Annotated in this window: 23 protein-coding genes and 2 other annotated features; all 23 genes read left to right on the forward strand. The window is 37.6% G+C overall.

Features of this window, described 5'->3' with window-relative positions:
* The first annotated feature begins 419 nt into the window (after positions 1-419).
* The 23 genes from GZ63_RS0103410 (at position 420) to rpoB (ending at position 23,919) form a co-directional block, all read left to right on the forward strand.
* Positions 420-1,124: an MgtC/SapB family protein gene (locus GZ63_RS0103410; protein ID WP_029266872.1), complete on the forward strand. Its 705-nt coding sequence runs from the start codon at positions 420-422 to the stop codon at positions 1,122-1,124.
* Positions 1,125-1,358: 234 nt separating this feature from the next.
* Positions 1,359-1,823, forward strand: a complete 465-nt coding sequence (locus GZ63_RS0103415) for a CtsR family transcriptional regulator (RefSeq protein ID WP_029266874.1) — start codon at positions 1,359-1,361, stop codon at positions 1,821-1,823.
* 12 nt (positions 1,824-1,835) lie between these two features.
* The gene (locus GZ63_RS0103420) at positions 1,836-2,381 is read left to right on the forward strand and encodes a UvrB/UvrC motif-containing protein (protein WP_029266876.1); all 546 of its coding nucleotides are present in this window, start codon (positions 1,836-1,838) and stop codon (positions 2,379-2,381) included.
* On the forward strand, positions 2,378-3,445 hold the full coding sequence (locus GZ63_RS0103425; protein WP_029266878.1) for a protein arginine kinase: 1,068 nt from the start codon (positions 2,378-2,380) through the stop codon (positions 3,443-3,445). The genes GZ63_RS0103420 and GZ63_RS0103425 overlap by 4 nt, the downstream gene beginning before the upstream one ends.
* A gap of 12 nt (positions 3,446-3,457) precedes the next feature.
* Positions 3,458-5,884, forward strand: a complete 2,427-nt coding sequence (gene clpC / locus GZ63_RS0103430; RefSeq protein ID WP_029266880.1) for an ATP-dependent protease ATP-binding subunit ClpC — start codon at positions 3,458-3,460, stop codon at positions 5,882-5,884.
* A 201-nt stretch (positions 5,885-6,085) separates the two neighbouring features.
* Positions 6,086-7,459, forward strand: coding sequence for a DNA repair protein RadA (gene radA, locus GZ63_RS0103435; protein WP_029266882.1), 1,374 nt, complete (start codon positions 6,086-6,088; stop codon positions 7,457-7,459).
* Positions 7,460-7,673: 214 nt separating this feature from the next.
* Positions 7,674-8,771, forward strand: a complete 1,098-nt coding sequence (locus GZ63_RS0103440; RefSeq protein ID WP_029266884.1) for a PIN/TRAM domain-containing protein — start codon at positions 7,674-7,676, stop codon at positions 8,769-8,771.
* 113 nt (positions 8,772-8,884) lie between these two features.
* A complete protein-coding gene (gltX, locus tag GZ63_RS0103445) occupies positions 8,885-10,348 on the forward strand; it encodes a glutamate--tRNA ligase (protein WP_029266886.1) in 1,464 nt (487 codons plus the stop codon).
* Positions 10,349-10,412: 64 nt separating this feature from the next.
* Positions 10,413-10,629, forward strand: a binding site (T-box leader).
* A gap of 69 nt (positions 10,630-10,698) precedes the next feature.
* Positions 10,699-11,346, forward strand: a complete 648-nt coding sequence (gene cysE / locus GZ63_RS0103450) for a serine O-acetyltransferase (protein ID WP_029266888.1) — start codon at positions 10,699-10,701, stop codon at positions 11,344-11,346.
* A gap of 4 nt (positions 11,347-11,350) precedes the next feature.
* Entirely contained in the window at positions 11,351-12,751 is a 1,401-nt protein-coding gene (gene cysS, locus GZ63_RS0103455; RefSeq protein ID WP_029266891.1) for a cysteine--tRNA ligase, read from the forward strand.
* Positions 12,752-12,753: 2 nt separating this feature from the next.
* Entirely contained in the window at positions 12,754-13,158 is a 405-nt protein-coding gene (locus GZ63_RS0103460; protein WP_029266893.1) for a Mini-ribonuclease 3, read from the forward strand.
* On the forward strand, positions 13,151-13,894 hold the full coding sequence (rlmB, locus tag GZ63_RS0103465; protein WP_029266895.1) for a 23S rRNA (guanosine(2251)-2'-O)-methyltransferase RlmB: 744 nt from the start codon (positions 13,151-13,153) through the stop codon (positions 13,892-13,894). The genes GZ63_RS0103460 and rlmB overlap by 8 nt, the downstream gene beginning before the upstream one ends.
* Positions 13,895-13,896: 2 nt before the next feature.
* Positions 13,897-14,406 carry an NYN domain-containing protein gene (locus tag GZ63_RS0103470; RefSeq protein ID WP_029266897.1) on the forward strand — a complete coding sequence of 170 codons (510 nt, stop codon included), beginning with the start codon at positions 13,897-13,899 and terminating at the stop codon, positions 14,404-14,406.
* A gap of 135 nt (positions 14,407-14,541) precedes the next feature.
* A complete protein-coding gene (gene sigH, locus GZ63_RS0103475; RefSeq protein WP_029266898.1) occupies positions 14,542-15,195 on the forward strand; it encodes an RNA polymerase sporulation sigma factor SigH in 654 nt (217 codons plus the stop codon).
* Between the two features lie 98 nt (positions 15,196-15,293).
* Positions 15,294-15,443, forward strand: coding sequence for a 50S ribosomal protein L33 (gene rpmG, locus GZ63_RS17290; RefSeq protein WP_084178950.1), 150 nt, complete (start codon positions 15,294-15,296; stop codon positions 15,441-15,443).
* A gap of 22 nt (positions 15,444-15,465) precedes the next feature.
* Entirely contained in the window at positions 15,466-15,645 is a 180-nt protein-coding gene (gene secE / locus GZ63_RS16330) for a preprotein translocase subunit SecE (protein WP_029266900.1), read from the forward strand.
* A 193-nt stretch (positions 15,646-15,838) separates the two neighbouring features.
* Positions 15,839-16,372 (forward strand): transcription termination/antitermination protein NusG, encoded by a 534-nt coding sequence (nusG, locus tag GZ63_RS0103485; protein WP_029266902.1) that lies wholly within the window; start codon positions 15,839-15,841, stop codon positions 16,370-16,372.
* Positions 16,373-16,565: 193 nt separating this feature from the next.
* Positions 16,566-16,991, forward strand: a complete 426-nt coding sequence (gene rplK, locus GZ63_RS0103490; RefSeq protein WP_029266903.1) for a 50S ribosomal protein L11 — start codon at positions 16,566-16,568, stop codon at positions 16,989-16,991.
* A 181-nt stretch (positions 16,992-17,172) separates the two neighbouring features.
* Positions 17,173-17,868 (forward strand): 50S ribosomal protein L1, encoded by a 696-nt coding sequence (gene rplA, locus GZ63_RS0103495; protein ID WP_029266905.1) that lies wholly within the window; start codon positions 17,173-17,175, stop codon positions 17,866-17,868.
* A 42-nt stretch (positions 17,869-17,910) separates the two neighbouring features.
* Positions 17,911-18,056, forward strand: a sequence feature (ribosomal protein L10 leader region).
* 53 nt (positions 18,057-18,109) lie between these two features.
* Entirely contained in the window at positions 18,110-18,610 is a 501-nt protein-coding gene (gene rplJ / locus GZ63_RS0103500; RefSeq protein ID WP_029266906.1) for a 50S ribosomal protein L10, read from the forward strand.
* A gap of 40 nt (positions 18,611-18,650) precedes the next feature.
* Positions 18,651-19,016: a 50S ribosomal protein L7/L12 gene (gene rplL, locus GZ63_RS0103505; protein WP_029266909.1), complete on the forward strand. Its 366-nt coding sequence runs from the start codon at positions 18,651-18,653 to the stop codon at positions 19,014-19,016.
* A gap of 178 nt (positions 19,017-19,194) precedes the next feature.
* Positions 19,195-19,797, forward strand: coding sequence for a class I SAM-dependent methyltransferase (locus GZ63_RS0103510; protein ID WP_029266911.1), 603 nt, complete (start codon positions 19,195-19,197; stop codon positions 19,795-19,797).
* A 585-nt stretch (positions 19,798-20,382) separates the two neighbouring features.
* A complete protein-coding gene (gene rpoB / locus GZ63_RS0103515; protein ID WP_029266912.1) occupies positions 20,383-23,919 on the forward strand; it encodes a DNA-directed RNA polymerase subunit beta in 3,537 nt (1,178 codons plus the stop codon).
* Positions 23,920-23,979: the final 60 nt, after the last annotated feature.

The following is a 23,979-nucleotide window of genomic DNA, read 5'->3' on the forward strand; positions in this document are numbered from 1 at the left end:
GAGAGTAGGACGCCGCCAGGCAAAAAACAAAAAGCTAAAGCATGCAAAATACGTCATGCTTTAGCTTTTTTAGTATCTATTTGTATCTAAATGACTTATTCTACCTAATCACTTCTAAATTCAACCAATAAATGTAAAAGGAACTCTTGTTATACGCTGGTAATTCATACTCCTATCTTAAAAGAATACAGCATTTCCTATTACATTTCTGTATCTGAGTTCATATAATTTTCTCTCTACAATCATTACATCAAATGGTTTATTTAATGTTTTCCTTTGGAAAACTGCTATAATGTATTCACAAAGCTTTAAAATATACATAATCGTTGTTCAAATTAATATGTAACTTTATTACTACTTAATTTCTGAATTTTGCTGTAAAATAAAGTATACTGCTAATTAACAAGGGGGGTTAGCTATTGGCTGTGTTTTTAGAACAATTAGTTAGTGAACATTTTTTTATAATAATCATGCGTATCCTTGTTGCTCTATTGCTTTCAGGATTAATCGGCTTTGAGCGTGAATTAAAAAATCATTCAGCAGGTTTCCGCACTCATATTTTAGTAGGAATAGGTTCATGTTTAATGATGCTGTTATCTCTATACGGATTTGAAGCTGTTCTTGATCAATATAAGGATGTAGTGTTACGATTTGATCCTTCTAGAATCCCATCTTATGTTATAAGTGGAATTGGCTTTCTAGGTGCAGGTACTATTATTGTTTATGGCGGAACGATTCGTGGTTTAACAACTGCTGCTTCTATATGGGCCGTAGCGGGACTAGGATTAGTTGTCGGTGCAGGCATGTATGCTACGGCAGTGTTTACGACAGCCGTCATTTTACTCAGTTTAATTTTCCTAAATAATTTCGAAAAAATATTTACTAAATCCCATAAGAATAATCTCATTGAAATTGTGGCGTTACCAGGCTTAAAGGTAAATCATATCATTTCCGTCTTTGAAAGATTTAATTTATCTATAAACAATGTTGAAATTGTTAAGGTGGAAAATAATTTAAGAAATATCTTTATTAAAATTGAACGAGATGATGAATTAAATAGGGTTCAATTATTTGAGGAAATTTCAAAAATAGAACATATCAAAAACATTACTGAGCGCTCTTAGCATGTACCCTTTTATTAATAAACCCATAAAATAAGGTTTTGATATACATAAGTTTGTCTATCATATTATAGACAGGGTATTTGCATCTCACATATTTTTTCGTATAATAAAGTTAAAGTCAAAGATAGTCAAAGTCAGGTGTAGAGCTAAATTCTCTCATTTTGTTTTTTAGAATAACGAATATGATGAAAAACTTTATTAAATGGGTTTAAATTCATAAGAGGGGGAGGGTTTATGAGTATATCAGATGTGATTGAGCAATACTTAAAGAAAATTTTACAATCAAAAGGTCAAGATGTCATTGAAATTAAGCGAAATGAAGTGGCAGATCAATTTCAATGCGTGCCCTCACAGATTAATTATGTAATAAACACGCGTTTTACTTTAGAAAAAGGGTATATTGTAGAAAGTAAGCGTGGTGGTGGAGGGTATATTCGAATTATGCGTATCAAGCATCAGGATAAGTCCGATATGATTGATGAAATTATTAAATTGATTAATCCGACAGTAACGCAGCAAGCATCAATGGATGTGCTGGAAAGATTGCTGGAAGAAGAAATTATTACAGAGCGGGAAGCAAAAATTATGTTAAGTGCAATTGAAAGAACTACATTAGCTTTTAAGTTACCACTGCGTGATGAGGTGCGAGCCCGTATCCTATCATCAATGCTTGCTACACTGAAATATTTAAACAAGTAAGGGGGAGGATTTATGGAATGTCAAGAATGCCATAAGCGTCCGGCTTCACTCCACTTTTCACAAACCGTAAATGGAAATAAAACAGAGGTATATGTTTGTGAAGTATGCGCAAAGGAAAAAGGCTATATGACTTATCCGGAAGAAGGCTATTCCCTTCATGATTTACTGTCAGATTTATTTAATTTTGATGCTGCTCAAATAGGCAGCCATAATAAGACTTTTCAGCAGACAACAGAATTACAATGTCCTGAATGTAAAATGAATTTTTCGAGCTTTAAACGGACAGGAAAATTCGGTTGTGCACAATGTTATCATACCTTTTCTAAACATATTGATCCGATTTTTCGCCGTGTACATAGTGGCAATACGAAGCACAGCGGGAAAATTCCTAAGCGTAAAGGTGGCAACTTGCACACGAAGAAACAAATTGAGCAGCACAAGCAAGAGATACAGCAACTCATTGAAAATGAAGCCTTCGAGGAAGCAGCAATTGTAAGAGATAAAATAAAAGAACTGGAAAGGCAAATTCATCATTCAGAAGAGGTTGATGACTCATGACATTAGAGCATTTTATGAAGCAAGCAATCAGTCCTTGGATGCAAGAAGGTGGCCCGGATAATGACATTGTTTTAAGCAGTCGGATTCGTTTAGCGCGTAATTGTGCCGATACTCCATTTCCAATTATTGCTGGTGAGAATAGTTTAGAAAAAATCTGCCATATTTTCCAACAATCATACGAACATCAAACATTTCAGAACTATGAAGACTTTGAATTTATCTTAATTAATGATTTAACACCAATTGAAAGATGGGTTTTGGTGGAAAAACACTTAATTAGTCCGCATTTGGCAAAGAAAGTCCAAAATGCTGCAGCTCTCATTTCGAAAAATGAACAGGTTTCTGTAATGATCAATGAGGAAGACCATATTCGTATTCAACTTTATTTTCCTGGGCTTCAATTAGCAAAGGCATTAAAAAAGGCCTTTGATTTAGATGACTGGATAGAAGAAAAAGTAGACTATGCTTTTGATGAAACGAAAGGTTATTTAACAAGTTGTCCAACAAACGTTGGTACGGGAATGCGAGCTTCTGTGATGATGCACCTCCCAGCTTTAACAGTTACAAAGCAACTTAACCGTATGATACCAGCAATTAATCAATTAGGACATGTGGTACGGGGAATTTACGGTGAAGGCAGTGAAGCACAAGGGAATATTTTTCAAATTTCGAATCAAATCACGCTCGGAAAATCAGAAGAAGATATTGTAGAAGATTTGCAAAGTGTTGTACAGCAATTAATAGAGTATGAACGCAAAGCTCGGAATCGAATTATCGAACAGTCAAATAAAAGTTTAGAAGATAGAATTTATCGATCATATGGTATTTTAGAATATAGTCGTATCATAGAATCAAAAGAAGCGGCAACTTGTCTATCAAATGTACGCTTAGGAATTGATTTAGGTTTAATTAAAAATGTATCGCGAAATATACTTAATCAATTAATGGTTCTTACACAGCCAGGTTTCCTACAACATTATGCAAAAAAGGCCTTAACAGCAAATGAACGCGATGTACTACGAGCGTCACTTATCCGTGAACGTTTACAATTAGAAAAAAAGTAGGAGGAATGCGATATGATGTTTGGTCGTTTTACTGAAAGAGCACAAAAGGTTTTAGCGTTATCACAGGAGGAAGCAGTTCGTCTTGGTCATAACAATATTGGTACCGAACATATTCTGTTAGGGCTTGTTCGAGAAGGGGATGGAATAGCTGCAAAAGCACTGCAATCTTTAGGGTTAGAAGTCCAAAAAATTCAAGAAGGAGTAGAGGATTTAATTGGTATGGGGAAACAGCCGATGCAAACAATCCATTATACTCCACGTGCAAAAAAGGTTGTAGAATTATCCCAAGACGAAGCTAGAAAACTAGGTCACTCCTATGTGGGGACAGAGCATATTTTATTAGGGTTAATCCGTGAAGGAGAAGGGGTAGCAGCCCGTGTTTTAAATAACCTAGGTGTTAGTTTAAATAAGGCTAGACAACAAGTGTTGCAGCTGCTTGGAAGTAACGAGTCACAGGCGGGTAGGCAAAGTCGTGGACAATCATCACATGCGAATACACCCACACTGGATTCACTGGCAAAAGATTTAACAGCTAGTGCCAAGGAAGGAAATATTGATCCGGTTATTGGACGTGATAAAGAAATAGAGCGTGTTATTCAAGTACTTAGTCGACGTACGAAAAACAACCCTGTCTTAATTGGTGAACCTGGAGTTGGGAAAACTGCTGTAGCAGAAGGGTTGGCTCAGCAAATTGTTCATAATGAAATCCCTGAAATATTAAGAGATAAACGAGTAATGACACTTGATATGGGAACCGTTGTTGCAGGGACAAAATATCGCGGTGAATTCGAGGACCGTCTTAAAAAAGTGATGGAGGAAATTCGCCAAGCCGGCAATATTATATTATTTATTGATGAGCTTCATACTTTAATCGGTGCAGGAGGTGCTGAGGGAGCAATTGATGCATCGAATATTTTAAAACCATCCCTCTCACGTGGTGAGTTACAATGTATAGGTGCTACAACATTAGATGAGTATCGCAAATATATCGAAAAAGATGCTGCATTAGAACGGAGATTTCAGCCGATTCAAGTGGATGAACCAACATTAGAAGAAACCATACAAATTTTAAAAGGTTTACGTGATCGTTATGAGGCACACCACCGTGTAACAATTACAGATGAGGCGATTAATACAGCTGCGAATTTATCTGATCGTTATATCACGGAACGCTTTCTGCCGGATAAGGCAATCGATTTAATTGATGAGGCCGGATCAAAAGTTCGTCTTCGTTCCTATACGATTCCCCCAAATTTAAAAGAGTTAGAACATAAACTCGAGGAAGTGCGCAAAGAGAAAGATGCGGCAGTTCAAAGTCAAGAATTTGAAAAAGCAGCTTCCTTAAGGGACTCAGAACAACGGCTTCGTGAAGAATTGGATGAAACAAAGGGTAAATGGAAAGAGAAACAAGGGCAAGAAGACTCTGAAGTTACTGAGGAGGATATTGCTAGCGTTGTTTCTGTATGGACTGGTGTACCAGTTGCTAAATTAACAAAGGATGAAAGTGACAGACTTTTAAATATGGAAGAAATCTTGCATGACCGAGTAATTGGGCAAGAAGAAGCAGTAAATGCTGTTTCAAAAGCAATTAGAAGGGCAAGAGCGGGTCTGAAAGATCCAAAGCGTCCGATTGGTTCATTTATATTCCTAGGACCTACTGGGGTAGGAAAAACAGAACTAGCCCGTGCTTTAGCAGAAGCAATGTTTGCAGATGAAGATGCAATGATACGTATTGATATGTCAGAGTATATGGAAAAGCACGCTACTTCTCGTCTGGTTGGTTCTCCTCCAGGTTATGTTGGATATGAAGAAGGAGGTCAACTTACCGAGAAGGTACGCAGAAAGCCATACTCCGTTGTTTTGCTTGACGAGGTGGAAAAAGCGCATCCTGAAGTATTTAATATCTTATTACAAGTGTTGGAAGACGGGAGATTAACAGATTCAAAAGGGCGTATCGTTGACTTTCGCAATACCGTTCTTATTATGACTTCTAACGTAGGTGCAAGTGAATTACAAAGGAATAAATATGTAGGCTTTAATGTTGAGGAAGAAGGTCAAGAATATAGCGACATGAAAGCGAAAGTTATTAATGAATTAAAGAAGGCATTTCGCCCTGAATTTTTGAACCGTATTGATGAAACAATTGTTTTCCACTCTTTAGAGCGAAAGCATATGAAGGAAATTGTAACGTTAATGCTGAAACAACTGCAAAAGAGATTACAGGAACAGGAAATTGATTTTACATTAACCGATAAAGCCATTGAAAAAATAGCGAATGAAGGTTTTGAACCGGAATATGGCGCAAGGCCTTTACGCCGTTCGATTCAAAAAAATGTTGAAGATTTATTATCCGAAGAGCTGTTAAAAGAGACAATCCGTCAAGGAGAAAAAGTAAAGATCGGCTTAAGTAATAAAGGAGAATTTACGATACTCTCTTAATTAATAATAAAAATAGGTAAAAACTAGAAGGAGGTTTTCCCCTTCTAGTTTTTTTAAGCTAGATTTATTTATCTTTATACAATCGATCGAGTAAATCTTTGTGGCATAATTAAGGGAATATTTTATTTAAATGATAGGTCCTTGTAACCTTCAAGCATTGCATATCGTTTATAATATAAAGAGAGAAAGGATTTGTTTTAATTGGCAAAACGTAAAATGAAATTTGTGTGCCAAGAATGTGGCTATGAGTCGGCCAAATGGTTGGGAAAATGTCCAGGATGTAATAGCTGGAATACACTAGTTGAGGAAGTAGAGGCATCACATAGCAATAATCGGCATACATTAAGCAGTGGATTAAAAACTGTAAGTAAACCTGAGAAAATTACTGCCATTGAATCGGAAAAGGAACCGCGCATAACTACATCGATGCAAGAATTTAACCGTGTGCTTGGTGGTGGAATTGTTCCTGGTTCGCTCATGTTAATTGGCGGAGACCCTGGTATTGGAAAATCAACATTACTTTTGCAAGTTTCCTCTCAGTTAGCAGAAAAACAATTACCTGTATTATATATATCAGGGGAAGAATCCACAAGACAAACAAAACTTCGGGCAGATCGGCTTGGTGTCACGTCCGACTTACTATACGTATTAGCAGAAACAAATATGGTAGACATTGCAACCCAGATTGAAGAAATTAAGCCATCTTTTGTTGTCATTGATTCGATTCAAACGATATTTAGAGAAGAAGTTTCAAGTGCACCTGGAAGTGTATCACAGGTTCGTGAATGTACAGGGCAACTGATGAAGATAGCAAAAACAAATGGCATCCCAATTTGTATCGTTGGGCATGTTACGAAAGAGGGAGCAATTGCAGGGCCTCGTTTACTTGAGCACATGGTGGATGCTGTACTTTATTTTGAAGGTGAAAGGCACCATATGTACCGCATATTACGGGGGGTGAAAAATAGATTTGGAAGCACACATGAAATGGGTATTTTTGAAATGAAAGAAAAAGGATTGCGGGAAGTCATGAATCCATCGGAAATATTTTTAGAAGAACGTTCACAAGGTGCTGCCGGATCGACTGTTGTTGCTTCAATGGAAGGAACAAGACCTGTGCTTGTAGAAATCCAAGCGTTAATTTCTCCTTCGAGCTTCGGCAACCCGCGTAGAATGGCTACTGGTATTGATAATAATCGAGTTCCATTGCTGATGGCTGTTTTGGAAAAACGTGTAGGTCTCATGCTGCAAAACCAAGATGCATATATTAAAGTAGCCGGTGGTGTGAAATTGGATGAACCAGCGATTGACTTAGCTATTGCTGTGAGTATTGCTTCTAGTTTCCGCAATCAAGCTACATTGCCTGAGGATATTTTTATAGGTGAAGTTGGCCTAACTGGAGAAATACGGCGTGTATCCAGAATAGATCAACGGGTACAGGAGGCAGCTAAACTTGGATTTAAACGGGTTATCTGTCCTAAAAAGAATTTAGATGGTTGGGAGGTGCCTAAGAACATTCAAGTCATAGGTGTAGATACAGTTCAAGAAGCATTAGAGGTAGGGTTGGCAAGATAAGTAGGGTTTTAATTTGAAAAATACAGAATATACCAAAAATAATAGACCATATATTTGACATGACTGTAATATAATGATATACTTTTAAGTTTGATAAATTGACTGGCTTAAGTGACTGTGCTATTATGTACTTGAAATGATAGTTTTTTTATTGGTAATATGGGACTATTTTTAATATAAATAGGCAATAATAAAATACTAGGAGGTGACAGTGGTGCTCAAAAAGATTGTTCATTTATTTTTTGTAATTATAGGTGGTACCATCGGATATTTATATGTGCCCGATATCATTAGGTTACTAAATTTTACCGAGGTAAATTGGATAACATCGCCATATCTAAGCTCAATCTTAGGCGCTATTATTTTATTTCTCATTTCTTACTGGTTAGCAGACTACATTGTAGGTTTCCTAAGGTGGATCGAAGATGGTTTAATTAAAGTGCCGGTGGGTGACCTTTTTTTCGGAAGTTTAGGATTAATTTTAGGTCTAGTTATTGCCTATTTTATTACGATTCCTTTGCAAGATCTCAGTATTAAAGTTGTGTCACAGGTAATACCGTTATTTTTAACTATTTTACTTGCGTATTTAGGCTTTCAAGTTGGTTTTCGGCGTAGGGAAGAGTTTGTGAATTTACTAAACGTTAATCGGAAGGAACGTGACAAAAGGAGGGCTCCTGAAAGTAACAGTGCTGAACAAAGTAAGCCAAAAGCTAAAATACTAGATACAAGTGTTATTATTGATGGACGTATTGCAGATATTTGTCAAACTAATTTTCTGGAAGGTCCAATTGTCATTCCGCAATTTGTTTTAGGTGAACTGCAGCATATTGCTGATTCTTCAGATGTATTAAAACGAAATAGAGGACGTCGGGGCCTAGATGTGTTAAACCGTATTCAAAAAGAGTTGCCGGTAACGGTAGAAATTTACGAAGGCGATTTCGAAGACATAACAGAAGTAGATAGCAAGCTGATTAAATTGGCGAAAGTTATTAGTGGTGTACTTGTAACAAATGATTATAATTTAAACAAAGTTTGTGATCTCCAAAATGTGCATGTTTTAAATATTAATGATTTAGCAAATGCAGTTAAACCCGTTGTACTGCCAGGCGAAGAATTAGTTGTTCAAGTAATAAAGGACGGTAAAGAGCAAAAACAAGGAATCGCTTATTTAGATGATGGTACAATGATAGTTGTAGAAGAGGGAAAAGACTACATCGGAAAAACAATTGAAGTGTTAATTACAAGTGTATTGCAAACATCTGCAGGACGAATGATATTTGCAAAACCGAAATTACTTGAAAAAGCACAATAAAAGAGGTATAACTAAAGAAAAAGTGATAACAGTTTGTTATCGCTTTTTGTTCTGAACAAAGTATACTAAACTTATGTAGATAGACTTTTTTACGAAAAGAAAGGGGAACAACGATGGCAAACGAAGTCCGTGTGCGTTATGCTCCAAGTCCAACTGGTGATTTACATATAGGTAACGCCCGTACAGCATTATTCAACTATTTATATGCAAAACATTTTGATGGGAAATTCATTATCAGGATCGAGGATACAGATGCTAAACGGAATGTAGCGGGTGGTGAAGAAAGCCAGCTTCAGTTTCTTAAATGGCTAGGTATTGAGTGGGATGAGGGCGCTGATATTGGTGGTAATTACGGCCCTTATCGACAAATGGAACGACTAGAAATATATCAAAAATATATTGATGATCTATTGGAACGTGGTTTAGCTTATAAATGTTATATGACGGAAGAAGAATTAGAGGAAGAGAGAGAATCACAAAGAGCAAAGGGACAAGTTCCTAAATATTCCGGTGCACATCGAAACTTAACGGAAGAGCAAATAAAAGCATTCGAAAAAGAGGGGCGAAAGCCTGCCATCCGTATCCGGGTTCCTGCTAATCATTCCTATACATTTAATGATATCGTCAGAGGAAATATTACGTTTGATTCCAGTGATTTTGGTGATTGGGTTATCGTCAAGAAAAACGGTATACCGACATATAATTTTGCTGTAGCTATTGACGATCATTTGATGGATATTACCCATGTTCTTCGCGGGGAGGAGCATATTTCTAATACACCGCGCCAACTAATGATTTATGAAGCATTCGGCTGGGATGCACCTCGATTTGGTCATATGACATTAATTTTAAATGAAGAGCGTAAGAAGTTAAGTAAGCGAGATCAGCATATACTGCAATTCATTGAGCAATACCGTGATTTAGGTTACATGCCAGAGGCGTTGTTTAACTTTATTACATTGCTTGGTTGGTCACCGGAGGGTGAGGAAGAACTGTTTGATCAAGATACGCTTATTCGTATATTTGATCCTAAACGTTTATCGACATCCGCAGCGATATTTGATGTGCAAAAATTAAAGTGGATGAATAACGCATATATTAAAGTGGCAGATATTGAAACGGTTATTAGCTTAGCTATGCCCCATTTAATTAAAGCAGGCAAATTGCCTGAGAGGATGGATGATGCACAAAGAAAATGGGCCGAAGACGTCATCGGTTTATATCGGGAACAATTGAGGTATGGTGCTGAAATCGTTCAATTAACTGATTTGTTTTTCAAACAATCGATTACGTATGATGAAGCAGCGATGGATGTTTTAAAAGGAGAGCAAGTTCCGGAGGTATTGCAAGTTTTCACAGATAAACTTATTCATCTTGACGAGTTTAGTAAGGAATCAATTAAAGCTGAAATAAAAGCAACACAGAAAGAAACAAAACATAGAGGGAAGAAGTTGTTTATGCCGATTCGTGTTGCAACAACTGGACAAACCCATGGTCCAGAATTACCTCATGCAATTGAATTATTAGGCAAAGAAGTCGTTTTAACAAGACTTGATGAGGTTTTAAAAAAAAATTGAAGCTTAATTATTCACATCTGAGCGTAAATGTAATATAGTATTTATACGATAAAAATGGACATTCACTTGAACGATGATAAGGATAAGTAAAAAGCAAATGACTTACACAGAGAGAGTCACCTAAGGCTGGAAGTGACTTTAAGCAATGCTTTTGAAATGCCCCTTAGAGTCCGTTATGGAAAAAAGTACATAGCGGCGGAGCCTCTACCGTTATCAGAGCAGAAGTTGGGAGATCATATAATCACCAAACAGAGTGGAACCGCGCTGTAAGCGTCTCTGTGTAAAGTATAATTACACAGAGACGCTTTTTATATTATTAATTATCGAATAAAGGGAGAGGGGTTTGTTCTGTGGGAATTTTCAAACGAATGAAAGAAGACATGAATGTTGTATTTGAACAAGATCCAGCAGCCCGAACCTATTTTGAGGTATTCTTAACATACTCCGGTCTGCATGCGATATGGTCACACCGTGTTGCTCATGCATTATATAAACGGAATTTCTTTTTCATTGCAAGAGTTATATCACAATTTAATCGCTTTTTTACTGGTATTGAAATTCATCCTGGGGCAAAAATAGGCAGAAGGTTTTTTATCGATCATGGCATGGGTGTTGTAATTGGTGAGACATGTGAAATTGGCGACAATGTGACAATCTATCAAGGAGTGACATTAGGAGGGACTGGAAAAGAAAAAGGCAAGCGCCACCCGACTGTAAAAGATAATGCGCTAATAGCCACCGGTGCCAAGGTGCTTGGGTCGATAACGATTGGAGAAAGTTCAAAGGTTGGTGGTGGGTCGGTGGTTTTGCGTGATGTGCCAGACCACTCCACAGTGGTAGGTATCCCGGGACGTGTTGTTGTACAGAATGGAGAAAAGGTGCGTAAAAACTTAGACCATCACAAATTGCCAGACCCTGTATCTGAACGTTGTGATAAGCTGCAAAAAGAAATTGATATATTAAGAGCAGAGATAAAGAAGTTAAAAGAGGAGGATTAGGAGCATGACGATCACACTATATAATACATTAACTCGTGAAAAGGAGCCGTTTAAACCTTTAGAAGAAGGGAAAGTAAGCATGTATGTATGCGGCCCTACCGTATATAATTATATTCATATTGGAAATGCAAGGCCTGCAATTGTTTTTGATATGGTTCGGCGTTATTTTGAATATAGAGGCTATCATGTGAATTATGTATTAAATTTCACGGATGTTGACGACAAAATTATTAATGCAGCAAAGGAACTAGGTGAGGAAGTTCCTGATGTTGCGAATCGCTTTATCGAAGCATATTTAAGCGATGTGGAAGCATTAGGGGTTAAAAAGGCAACACATAATCCGCGGGTAACAGAAACGATGGACGATATAATAGCATTTATTGAAACCTTAATCGAAAAAGATTTTGCTTACGCTGTAAATGGGGATGTTTACTTTAAGCCAAGAGCATTTAATGGATATGGAAAATTATCACATCAATCTATTGATGACCTAAGGTCGGGTGCACGTATAAAAGTGGGGGAACAGAAGCAGGATCCGCTGGATTTTGCATTGTGGAAGCATGCGAAAGAAGGAGAGATTGCCTGGGACTCCCCTTGGGGTAGAGGACGTCCGGGCTGGCATATTGAATGTTCAGCGATGGCTAAAAGATATCTTGGAGAAACCATTGATATTCACGCAGGTGGTCAGGACTTAGCCTTTCCGCATCACGAAAATGAGATTGCACAATCTGAGGCTGGAAATGAAAAAACATTTGCTAATTATTGGCTGCATAATGGATATATTAATATTGATAATGAAAAAATGTCTAAATCACTTGGCAACTTTGTGTTGACCCGGGAATTAATCGAACAGCATGACCCTCAGGTTATCCGATTTTTCATGTTAAGTGTACATTATCGTAATCCAATAAATTTTACAGAAGAACTGCTTGAAAGTGCTAAACACAGCTTAGAGAGAATAAAAACAGCTTATTCTAATCTAGAGCATCGGAAAAAATCGAGTTTAAATCTGGATGAAGAGGCAGATCAATGGTTGGAAAAAGTAAAAAGCTTAGCTGACCAATTTAAGGCAGAAATGGATGATGATTTTAATACTGCAAATGCTATATCCGTACTGTTTGAATTAACTAAAGAAGCGAATCGTTATTTAGAATCTAAGCAAACATCAACAAAGGTTATTCAAGCTTTTCAAGATACTATTTTAGCAATTTTAGGAGTTCTTGGAATTGATATAAAGCAAGAAGAGGAAATGCTTGATGAAGAAATAGAATCCCTTATTCAAGAAAGAACAGAAGCAAGAAAAAATCGAGATTTTGAACGAGCGGATAAAATTCGGGATACGCTAAAAGAAAAGAACATTATTTTAGAAGACACAGCACAAGGTGTTCGTTGGAAGCGAGGCTGAACATGGGTTTAGATGTGAAACAAACAAAAAGTTTAGCACTTGCTTATATGGGTGACGCCGTTTATGAATTACATGTGAGAGAATATTTACTAAAAACGGGTCAAGTAAAGCCAAATAAATTACACCAAAAAGCAATTGAATTCGTTTCTGGAAAAGCGCAAGCAACGATCATTTTATATTGGATAAAAGCTGATTATTTATCTGAAGAAGAGAGTCGGGTTGTTGCGCGAGGCAGAAATGCCAAATCCGGCTCGATTCCTAAGAATATGAGTGTGCAAACTTACAGGTACAGCACGGCATTTGAAGCATTGCTTGGTTATCATTATCTTTTAAACAATAGAGAAAGGCTAACGGAATTATTATCGGATGCTGTAGAATTTATCGAAAGGGGTGATGAAGGTGGATAGTGAAATCATAATTGGAAAAAATCCAGTAATAGAGGCATTAAATTCCCGGCGGTCTATCAATAAAGTTCTGATTTCTGAGCAGTTAAACAAAGGTATGCAGGGAAAGTTAAGACGGCTGGCTAAAGAATCAGATACGATCGTACAACAAACTCCAAAGAAAAAATTGGATCAGTTAGTAAGCGGTAATCACCAAGGAGTGATTGCCTATGTAGCTCCTTATCAGTACGCGGAACTAGAGGACTTGTTTGAAAAGGCAAAATCAAAAAATGAAGCTCCATTTTTAATCATTTTGGATGAATTGGAAGATCCGCACAATTTAGGGTCTATCTTACGTACCGCTGATGCAACAGGTGCTCATGGGGTCATTATCCCGAAAAGGCGTTCAGTAGGATTGACTGCAACAGTAGCTAAAACAGCAGTGGGGGCTTTAGAACACATCCCGGTTGTTCGAGTCACTAATATAGCAAATACGATTGAAAAGCTGAAACAAGAAAACATATGGGTGATTGGAACAGATGCTAGAGGGGAAGAAGATTATCGTGAACTTGATGGAGGACTCCCTATTGCTCTTGTGATTGGAAATGAAGGAAAGGGAATAAGCCGACTGGTAAAGGAAAAATGTGATTGGACAGTCAGCCTGCCTATGAAAGGACAAGTTTCATCCCTTAACGCGTCGGTGGCATGCAGTTTACTGCTTTATGAAGTATATCGCAAAAGGAATCCGATTAGAAAATGATAATGGATGTACTGGTAGTAGACGGATATAATATTATTGGGGCATGGGACGAATTAAAAAAAATAAAAGAAAACGATATGGGGCAGGCGCGTGACCGTTTAATTGATTTAATGGCCGAGTACAAAGCATATTCAGGGTTACGTGTAATTGTTGTATATGATGCTTATTATGTTCCGGGTATGAGTAGTAAATATAATACTCATAAAGTCGAGGTAATATATACAAAAGAAAAAGAAACGGCGGATGAATGTATTGAAAGGCTAGTGAAGACTTTAATGAATGTAAAAAACAAAGTATATGTAGCTACATCCGATTATGCGGAACAACGGACTATTTTTGGGCAAGGTGCACTTCGTAAGTCTGCAAGAGAACTTTCTATTGAGCTTAAAAGTATTGACAAAGAAATTAAGGAGAAGATAGAACAACATAAAACAATGCAGCCGCAGTCTAAGATACATTTAGACCAGGATGTTATGGAAAAATTCGAAAAATGGCGAAGAGGACATATATAGACGGGTTTTCAAAGTGTTCTTCGCTTTTTCCTGCATTGAGTTCTTAAGGTACATATTGTATAATGTTCTCACTTGAATCTATTAATCTAGCTAGCTGTTTTTATTGACTTGCAATGTGGCGGGGGGTCATCATTAGTGAAGGTCAAGCAAATAACGAAGAAAGATAATAAACGTTTACATACGCTCGTTGATGATGAAATTTTAACGTTGATTCATCAAGGAAATAGCTATGCTTTGGATTTTTTAATAACTAAATATAAAAACTTTGTCAGAGCGAAGGCGAGAACTTATTTTTTAATAGGGGCAGATAAAGAGGATATTATTCAGGAAGGAATGATCGGTCTATATAAGGCCATTCGAGATTACGATGGGGACAAGCTAGCTTCATTTAAAGCGTTTGCAGAATTATGTATCACTCGTCAAATTATTACAGCAATTAAAACAGCGACAAGGCAAAAGCATATTCCGCTTAATTCTTATGTATCGCTTGATAAACCAATTTACGATGAAGAAACAGACCGGACCCTATTAGATGTTATTGCCGGATCAAAAGCGATAGATCCGCAAGAATTGATTGTAAACCGCGAAAAATTTTTTAATATGGAATTAAAATTATCGGAATTATTAAGCGGTTTAGAAAAAAAGGTACTCCAACTATATTTAGACGGATGTTCCTACCAGGAAATTTCTGTTGAATTAAAACGTCACGAAAAGTCGATTGATAATGCATTGCAGCGGGTAAAACGTAAATTGGAAAAATTGGTAGGCGCAAACGAGCTACCTTTGTAAAGATACTTTCAAAGCAGCCCTGATAACCTTAAACATTGACATAGATTTATAACCATGCTACATTTATATGAGCAAAAACCCACAGGCGGGGTGGAACGATGAATAAGAAAATAGCATTAGCGTGTTCAGAGTGTGCAAGTAGAAATTACACAACGAATAAAAATGTATCCACACACCCTAAACGACTGGAAGCACAGAAATTTTGCAAGAACTGTGGAAAACATACATTGCATCGTGAGACGAAATAGCGAATGCTAAGGGGGTACGAGTGTGAAGCTTTTTCAATTTTTTAAGAACGTATCTCGGGAAATGAAGAAGGTAAGCTGGCCTAATGGTCGTGAATTAACAAGTTACACGATAACTGTTATTTCAACAGTAGCATTTGTAGCAGTATTTTTCGCATTAATTGATCTTGGGATTACACAACTTTTAAATGCTTTTTTTGAATAAATAGTTGAATTATATGCTATAATGAATATAGCCGAATATAATTTCTGACAAAACCCGGATTAACGGGTTTTTTAATATTGCTTAAAATGATGTGAAAGCATGATGACTTTATGCAATGTTAATCACAAATGAGAATAGAGAGCAAATAGCCTTAATAAGGGAGGGAAGGGACAAATCACATTGTCCTGATCGTATGGAAAAAAACTGGTATGTTATTCATACATACTCTGGGTATGAAAACAAAGTGAGGACGAATCTCGAAAAACGTGTAGAGTCAATGGGAATGGAAGACAAAATCTTTCGTGTTATTGTCCCGGAGGAAGAAGAAACAGAAATAAAAAATGGTAAAAAGAAAGTCTCTAAGAAAAAGTTCTTCCCGGGCTATGTGTTGGCGGAAATGATTATGACAGACGATTCTTGGTATGTTGTAAGAAATACGCCGGGGGTGACCGGATTTGTAGGTTCGAGCGGACAAGGAGCAAAACCAACACCACTATTACCAGAAGAAGTAGATACATTGCTGAAAAAGATGGGCATGAGCGATCCAGTTGTTCAGGTTGACTTTGAGGTAAAAGAAAATGTTCGTGTGACAGACGGTCCATTTTCGGAATTCACAGGAACAATCGAACATATTGATATGGATAAGCAGAAACTGAGAGTTCATGTTAACATGTTTGGAAGAGAAACACCGGTGGAATTAGACTTTTCGCAGGTTGAAAAACTATAAAAATAGAAATATAATGTGATAAAATCGAATGATTATATCGAATGATTATAAAATGATCTTGCATTATATGATAATTTATGCTAAAATTTTTTTGTTATTCATGCTCGGTATTTAATAGAGCTGTTTAATTATGAGTGGGAGGGAACGGTAAGAACCCTATTACCACATCACGGACTTTAAGGAGGTGTGTCTCGTGGCTAAAAAAGTAATCAAGTTAGTAAAATTGCAAATTCCTGCAGGGAAAGCGAATCCGGCACCGCCAGTTGGACCGGCATTAGGTCAAGCAGGTGTTAATATCATGGGATTTTGTAAAGAGTTTAATGCACGTACGCAAGAGCAAGCTGGGATGATCATTCCGGTTGAAATTACGGTGTTTGAAGATCGTTCATTTACGTTTGTGACAAAAACTCCACCGGCTGCTGTACTATTGAAAAAAGCAGCAGGAATTGATACTGCATCAGGTGAACCTAACCGTAATAAAGTTGCAACTGTAAAGCGCGATAAAGTAAAAGAAATCGCGGAAACGAAAATGCAAGACTTGAATGCTGCAGATGTAGAAGCAGCAATGCGTATGGTTGAAGGAACTGCTCGCAGTATGGGCATTTCAATTGAAGATTAATTCTAAAACAAAATACGGTACTGGTTGCGAATCGATTTTGCTCCTCGCAACCTTTTTCATGAATAAATGGATGAGATGAAGGTGTAAAGACTTTCGCCTATCATCTGTGTACTTTATAAAAGTCTTTGTGCTTTTAAGTGGGAGGTACTACCGTTATAACCACAATAAAGGAGGAAACAAAATGGCTAAAAGAGGTAAGAAATATCAAGAAGCTACAAAGCTTATTGATCGATCAAAAGCTTATGACATAAAAGAAGCTGTTCGTATATTAAAAGAAACTGCTAAAGCAAACTTTGATGAAACTGTTGAAGTTGCTTTCCGCTTAGGAGTGGATCCTAAGAAGGCAGATCAGCAAATTCGCGGGGCAATGGTATTGCCGCACGGTACAGGGAAAACACAGCGTGTGCTAGTATTTGCGAAAGGTGATAAAGTACAAGAAGCGGAAGCTGCTGGTGCAGACTATGTTGGAGATCAAGACCTAATCAACAAAATAAACCAAGGATGGTTTGATTTTGATGTGGTTGTAGCTACTCCGGACATGATGGCTGAAGTAGGTAAGCTTGGTCGTGTGCTTGGACCAAAAGGTCTTATGCCAAACCCGAAAACAGGAACAGTAACTTTTGAAATTGAAAAAGCAGTTAAGGAAATCAAAGCAGGTAAAGTTGAATACCGCGTTGATAAGTCCTCAAACATTCATGTTCCTATTGGAAAAATTTCATTTGACAATGAGAAGTTGGCAGAAAACTTCGTTGCTATTATGGAGACCATTGTAAGAGTGAAACCACAAACAGCAAAAGGAAATTATGTGCGCAATGTGTCTGTTACTTCAACAATGGGCCCTGGTATCAAAGTGGATTCTTCTGAATTCACAAAGTAATTGTTGACTTTTCATTGCCGATTAGTTATACTAAAATGCGTTATAAAAGAATACGTTGAACCGTAGACAGCAGGTGCGAAGTGAACGCTTAATTTCCTGCCGAGGTATTAAAGACAGATAAACAATCCTTATGATTATTATTTGTTAAAAAGCCTCCATGTCTACATGGAGGCTTTGTTAATAATAGAGCCTATGTCTAGTGCGGGTAAACGATGTAATGAATGTCTTAGGAGGTGGAATAATGTCTAATGTTATTGAAAAAAAGAAACAGTTAGTTCAAGAAATTTCGGATAAATTTAAAGCGAGTCAAAGTACTCTGTTAGTGGACTATCGAGGACTTGATGTAGCTGAAGTAACAGAATTACGAAAAGAACTCCGTGAAGCTGGCGTAGATTATAAGGTTTATAAAAACACAATGACACGACGTGCTGCTACGGATGCGGAATTAGAAGAATTAAATGATTTGCTAGTTGGTCCGACTGCAATAGCTTTCAGTAATGACGATGTAATAGCACCCGCTAGAATCATTAATGATTTTGCTAAAGAGCATGAAGCATTAGAAATCAAAGGTGGCGTTATCGAAGGAAATGTAGCGTCTCTTGAACAAATTAAAGAGCTTGCAGACTTACCAAATTACGAAGGCATGGTTTCTATGTTGCTTAGCGTGCTTCAAGCACCTGTACGAAACTTTGCATATGCTGCAAAAGCTGTTGCAGAACAAAAGGAAGAAGAAGGCGCATAATTGCGAGTTAAAATATTATTAAAAATGGAGGAAAAATATCATGACTAAAGAACAAATCATTGATGCGATAAAAGAAATGTCAGTTTTAGATTTAAATGATCTAGTAAAAGCAATTGAGGAAGAATTTGGTGTAACAGCGGCTGCACCAGTTGCGGTAGCAGGCGGAGCAGGCGGCGGAGAAGCTGCTGAAGAAAAAACAGAATTTGATGTAGTACTTGAAGATGCTGGATCTTCAAAAATCAAGGTGGTTAAAGCTGTTCGTGAAATTACTAGCCTTGGCCTTAAAGATGCAAAAGAATTAGTAGATAATGCACCAAAAGCTGTTAAAGAAGGCGCGTCAAAAGAAGAAGCTGAAGAAATCAAAGGTAAACTTGAAGAAGTTGGCGCAACTGTAGAAGTTAAGTAATTTCATAAGTGAAAATTTAGAAGGTTAATTATACAGGAAACAGCCTTTTACGCAAATATATTAATAAGGAGCTCGTCGTTATACGGCGAGCTCTACATATCAATGGCAACTTAATTTTATTATCTTAAAACACATCTATAAATCCCGTTTACACAATACGATCAAAGTAGGTGCCCTAATGTCTGAGCATTACTTTTCACATAAACCCCAATCTAAAAGCTCGCCCAAAACATGGACTTATCAATTAAAGGAAAAGGAATATACATTCACCAGTGACGTTGGTGTATTTTCTAAAAACGAAGTAGATTTCGGCACGAGGTTGCTGATAGAACAGTTCAAGCCGCCGGCGATCGAAGGTGATTTTTTGGACCTTGGTTGCGGTTATGGACCAATAGGGATTGTTTTAGCTGATAACAATAGAAATAGGAATGTTGTAATGAGCGATGTTAATGAAAGAGCGATCATGCTGGCTGTGCAGAATGCTAATCAAAATAACATTAGTAATGCAGAGTTTGTTCAAAGTGATCGTTTCACTAATTTAAGGCAACGCTCTTTTGGTGCTGTTATCACAAATCCGCCAATTAGAGCAGGAAAGAAGATCGTTCATAAAATGTTTGAAGACAGTAAGTGCGCTCTGTGCAAAAATGGTGACTTATGGGTAGTGATTCAAAAAAAGCAAGGGGCGCCCTCTGCGATGGATAAGATGGAAGAGATATTTGGAAATGTGGAAGTTGTTGCTCGTAAAAAAGGGTATTTTATATTACGATCATCAAATAGTTGACCTATCTATCACTATATGGTAGCATAGTAAAATGCCAACAAAGGGTTTTCTTTGTCAAGAGAATTTTATGTTGAAGATTGTATAAAATGTTTTTAATAGGAAACACTGAATAGAATGTCAGGGGAATTGTGTTTGAGATAAGAGATAAGTCCTCTTTCTTCTTATACTTTATATCTTGGATGATATACCTCTTCATTATATTGCGGAGTGAATATAATCATTTAAATTTATTTTTCTATTAAAAATAATAACCTATAATTTAAAATAGCACAAGTGAATAACCGTGTTTCTTTTCGTTTTTTTGTCAGATAAAAAAGGAAAAAATGATAATAACGGCATTTGTGTTACACTAGATTATTTTTCTATAAAAGTATAAGAAGAATGATGGCTTGCATTTTAAGTGATAGTTACTTGGAAATTCTTTGCTATAGGTAGTTATGATCTGCCTATTTCGTCATGTGAAACAGAAGGATAAAGCTAAAGACTAAATGTTTTTAGCATTAATATAACAATCAATCATTTTTTCATAAACAAGTAGTTGTATGTTGATTGGTTCTGAAAAATGTGATTTGAGGGGTGAAGCTGTTGACAGGCCAACTAGTTCAGTATGGGCGCCACCGCCAGCGCAGAAGCTACGCGCGTATCAGTGAGGTTTTAGATTTACCAAATTTAATCGAAATTCAAACTGCTTCTTATAACTGGTTTTTAGAAGAAGGTTTGAAGGAAATGTTTAAAGACATTTCTCCAATTGAGGATTTCACAGGGAATTTATCTCTGGAATTCATTGATTACAGTTTGGGGGAACCTAAATATCCTGTAGAAGAATCAAAAGACAGAGATGTTACCTATAATGCTCCACTTCGTGTGAGAGTGCGATTAATTAATAATGAAACAGGAGAAGTGAAGGAACAAGAGGTCTTTATGGGAGACTTTCCGTTAATGACAGAAACAGGAACTTTTGTTATTAATGGAGCGGAACGTGTAATTGTATCACAGCTCGTCCGTTCACCAAGTGTCTATTATAATGAAAAGATAGATAAAAATGGTAAAAGAGGCTTAACAGCAACCGTTATACCTAATAGAGGAGCATGGCTGGAGCTTGAGACGGATGCAAAAGATGTTGTGCATGTCCGAATAGACCGCACACGTAAATTACCTATAACAGTCTTATTGCGTGCGTTAGGCTTCAGTACAGATCAAGAAATAATTGATCTTTTAGGGGATAATGAATATCTCAAAAACACATTAGAAAAGGATAATACAGAAACTACAGAGAAGGCTCTTCTTGAGATTTATGAGCGTTTGCGCCCCGGTGAACCTCCTACGGTTGAAAACGCAAAAAGCTTATTAATTTCACGATTTTTTGATGCGAAACGCTATGATTTGGCTCATGTAGGACGTTATAAAATGAACAAAAAGCTTAATATCCAAAATCGCCTTTTCAACCAAGTTTTAGCTGAGCCTATCGTTGATCAAGAAACTGGAGAAGTTCTGGCGCAAAAGGGTGATAGATTAGAACGTAAACTGTTAGATAAAATTATTCCATATTTGGAAGATGAGGAAAATAGGCTTGGAGAAAGAATGTTGGAACCGCAAGAGGCGCTTCTTGAGGATCCAATTCGTTTGCAATCCATTCAAATTATCGACCCTACCGATCCAGATGGAGAAAGAGAGTTAACGATAATAGGGAATGCAGGTGTTGACCGAGACATAAAAAACATTACTCCAGCAGATATTTTATCTTCGATTAGTTATTTCTTTAATCTCCTACATCATGTTGGAAATACAGATGATATTGATCATTTGGGAAATAGACGACTTCGTTCTGTAGGGGAATTGCTGCAAAATCAATTCAGGATTGGTTTGTCTCGTATGGAACGTGTTGTACGAGAGCGTATGTCAATTCAAGATACATCGAGCATTACACCACAACAACTAATAAATATTCGTCCAGTGATTGCTTCAATCAAAGAGTTTTTTGGAAGTTCCCAGCTTTCGCAATTTATGGATCAGACAAATCCATTAGCTGAGTTAACACATAAACGTCGATTATCTGCGTTGGGACCAGGAGGTTTGACGCGGGAACGCGCAGGATTTGAAGTACGAGATGTTCACTATTCCCACTATGGTCGTATGTGTCCGATTGAAACTCCTGAGGGTCCGAACATCGGTCTGATTAACTCTTTGTCCAGTTATGCAAAGGTAAATAAATTTGGTTTTATTGAAACGCCTTATCGACGTGTTGACCCAAGCACGGGTAAAGTAACAGCTCAAATCGATTATTTAACCGCTGATGAGGAAGATAATTACGTTGTTGCCCAGGCGAACGCCAGACTAGATGAAGACGGAAGTTTTTCAGACGAAGAAGTTATTGCTCGCTTTCGCGGGGAAAACACGATTGTTCCTCGTGATCAGATCGATTATATGGACGTGTCTCCAAAGCAAGTTGTCTCTGCAGCAACAGCGTGTATTCCGTTCCTGGAAAATGACGACTCCAACCGAGCGTTAATGGGTGCGAACATGCAGCGTCAAGCAGTACCGCTTATGGAACCTGAAGCGCCTATCGTTGGTACGGGAATGGAATATGTATCTGGTAAAGACTCAGGTGCTGCTATTATTTGCCGAAACGATGGCGTTGTTGAACGTGTAGAAGCAAAAGAGGTTCTTGTACGCCGCGTTGCTGAAGTAGACGGAAAAGAAGTTAAAGGGGACCTTGATCGTTATCGTTTAGAGAAATATATTCGTTCAAACCAAGGTACATGCTACAACCAGCGTCCTATTGTAAGCGAAGGGGACCGAGTCACCAAAGGAGAAGTTCTTGCTGATGGACCATCCATGGAAAACGGCGAGCTCGCATTAGGCCGTAATGTACTTGTTGGCTTTATGACTTGGGAAGGGTATAACTATGAAGATGCGATCATTATGAGCGAAAGACTTGTGAAGGATGATGATTATACATCTATTCATATAGAGGAGTATGAATCGGAATCTCGAGATACAAAACTAGGTCCAGAAGAAATAACAAGAGACATTCCGAATGTCGGTGAAGACGCTCTGAAAAACCTTGATGAACAAGGCATTATACGTGTGGGAGCAGAGGTTACTGATGGGGATATCCTTGTAGGTAAGGTAACGCCAAAGGGTGTAACCGAACTTTCAGCAGAAGAAAGATTATTGCATGCTATCTTTGGAGAAAAAGCGCGTGAAGTTCGAGATACCTCACTCCGCGTGCCTCATGGTGCAGGAGGGATTGTACTTGATGTTAAGATTTTCAATCGCGAAGATGGCGACGAGCTACCTCCAGGGGTTAACCAATTAGTTCGTGCTTACATTGTCCAAAAGCGTAAGATTTCAGAAGGGGATAAAATGGCAGGTCGTCACGGAAATAAAGGGGTAATTTCCAAAATTCTACCTGAGGAAGACATGCCTTTCTTACCGGATGGCACTCCAATCGATATTATGCTTAACCCATTAGGTGTTCCGTCACGTATGAACATTGGGCAAGTCTTTGAATTACATTTGGGAATGGCTGCAAAGAAATTAGGGCTCCATGTAGCTTCACCAGTATTTGATGGAGCGACAGAGCAAGATGTTTGGGATACCCTTGATGAGGCGGGGATGCCTAGAGATGCTAAAACTATTCTTTATGATGGAAGAACAGGAGAGCCATTCGACAACCGGGTTTCTGTGGGAATATCGTATATGATTAAACTTTCACATATGGTTGATGACAAGCTGCATGCACGTTCAACTGGTCCATATTCTCTTGTTACCCAACAGCCGCTTGGTGGTAAAGCGCAATTTGGCGGACAGCGTTTTGGAGAAATGGAAGTATGGGCACTTGAAGCGTATGGAGCAGCATATACACTGCAAGAAATATTAACTGTTAAATCCGATGATGTTGTTGGAAGAGTTAAAACGTATGAATCTATTGTGAAAGGCGATAATGTATCAGAACCTGGAGTGCCAGAATCATTCAAAGTATTGATTAAAGAATTACAAAGTCTTGGCCTGGATGTAAAAATGCTTTCCGGTGACCAAGCAGAAATTGATTTGCGAGAACTTGAAGAGGAAGATTCGCAATCTGCAAGTAAACTCAACTTAGAAGTTGAAGAAAGCTAAAACAACGGAATGTAGACTTATGTGCTGTACATAAGTTTACTTCTCCGGTTTTATCATAAA

Source organism: Virgibacillus alimentarius, from assembly GCF_000709085.1.
Lineage (GTDB): Bacteria > Bacillota > Bacilli > Bacillales > Amphibacillaceae > Virgibacillus_B > Virgibacillus_B alimentarius.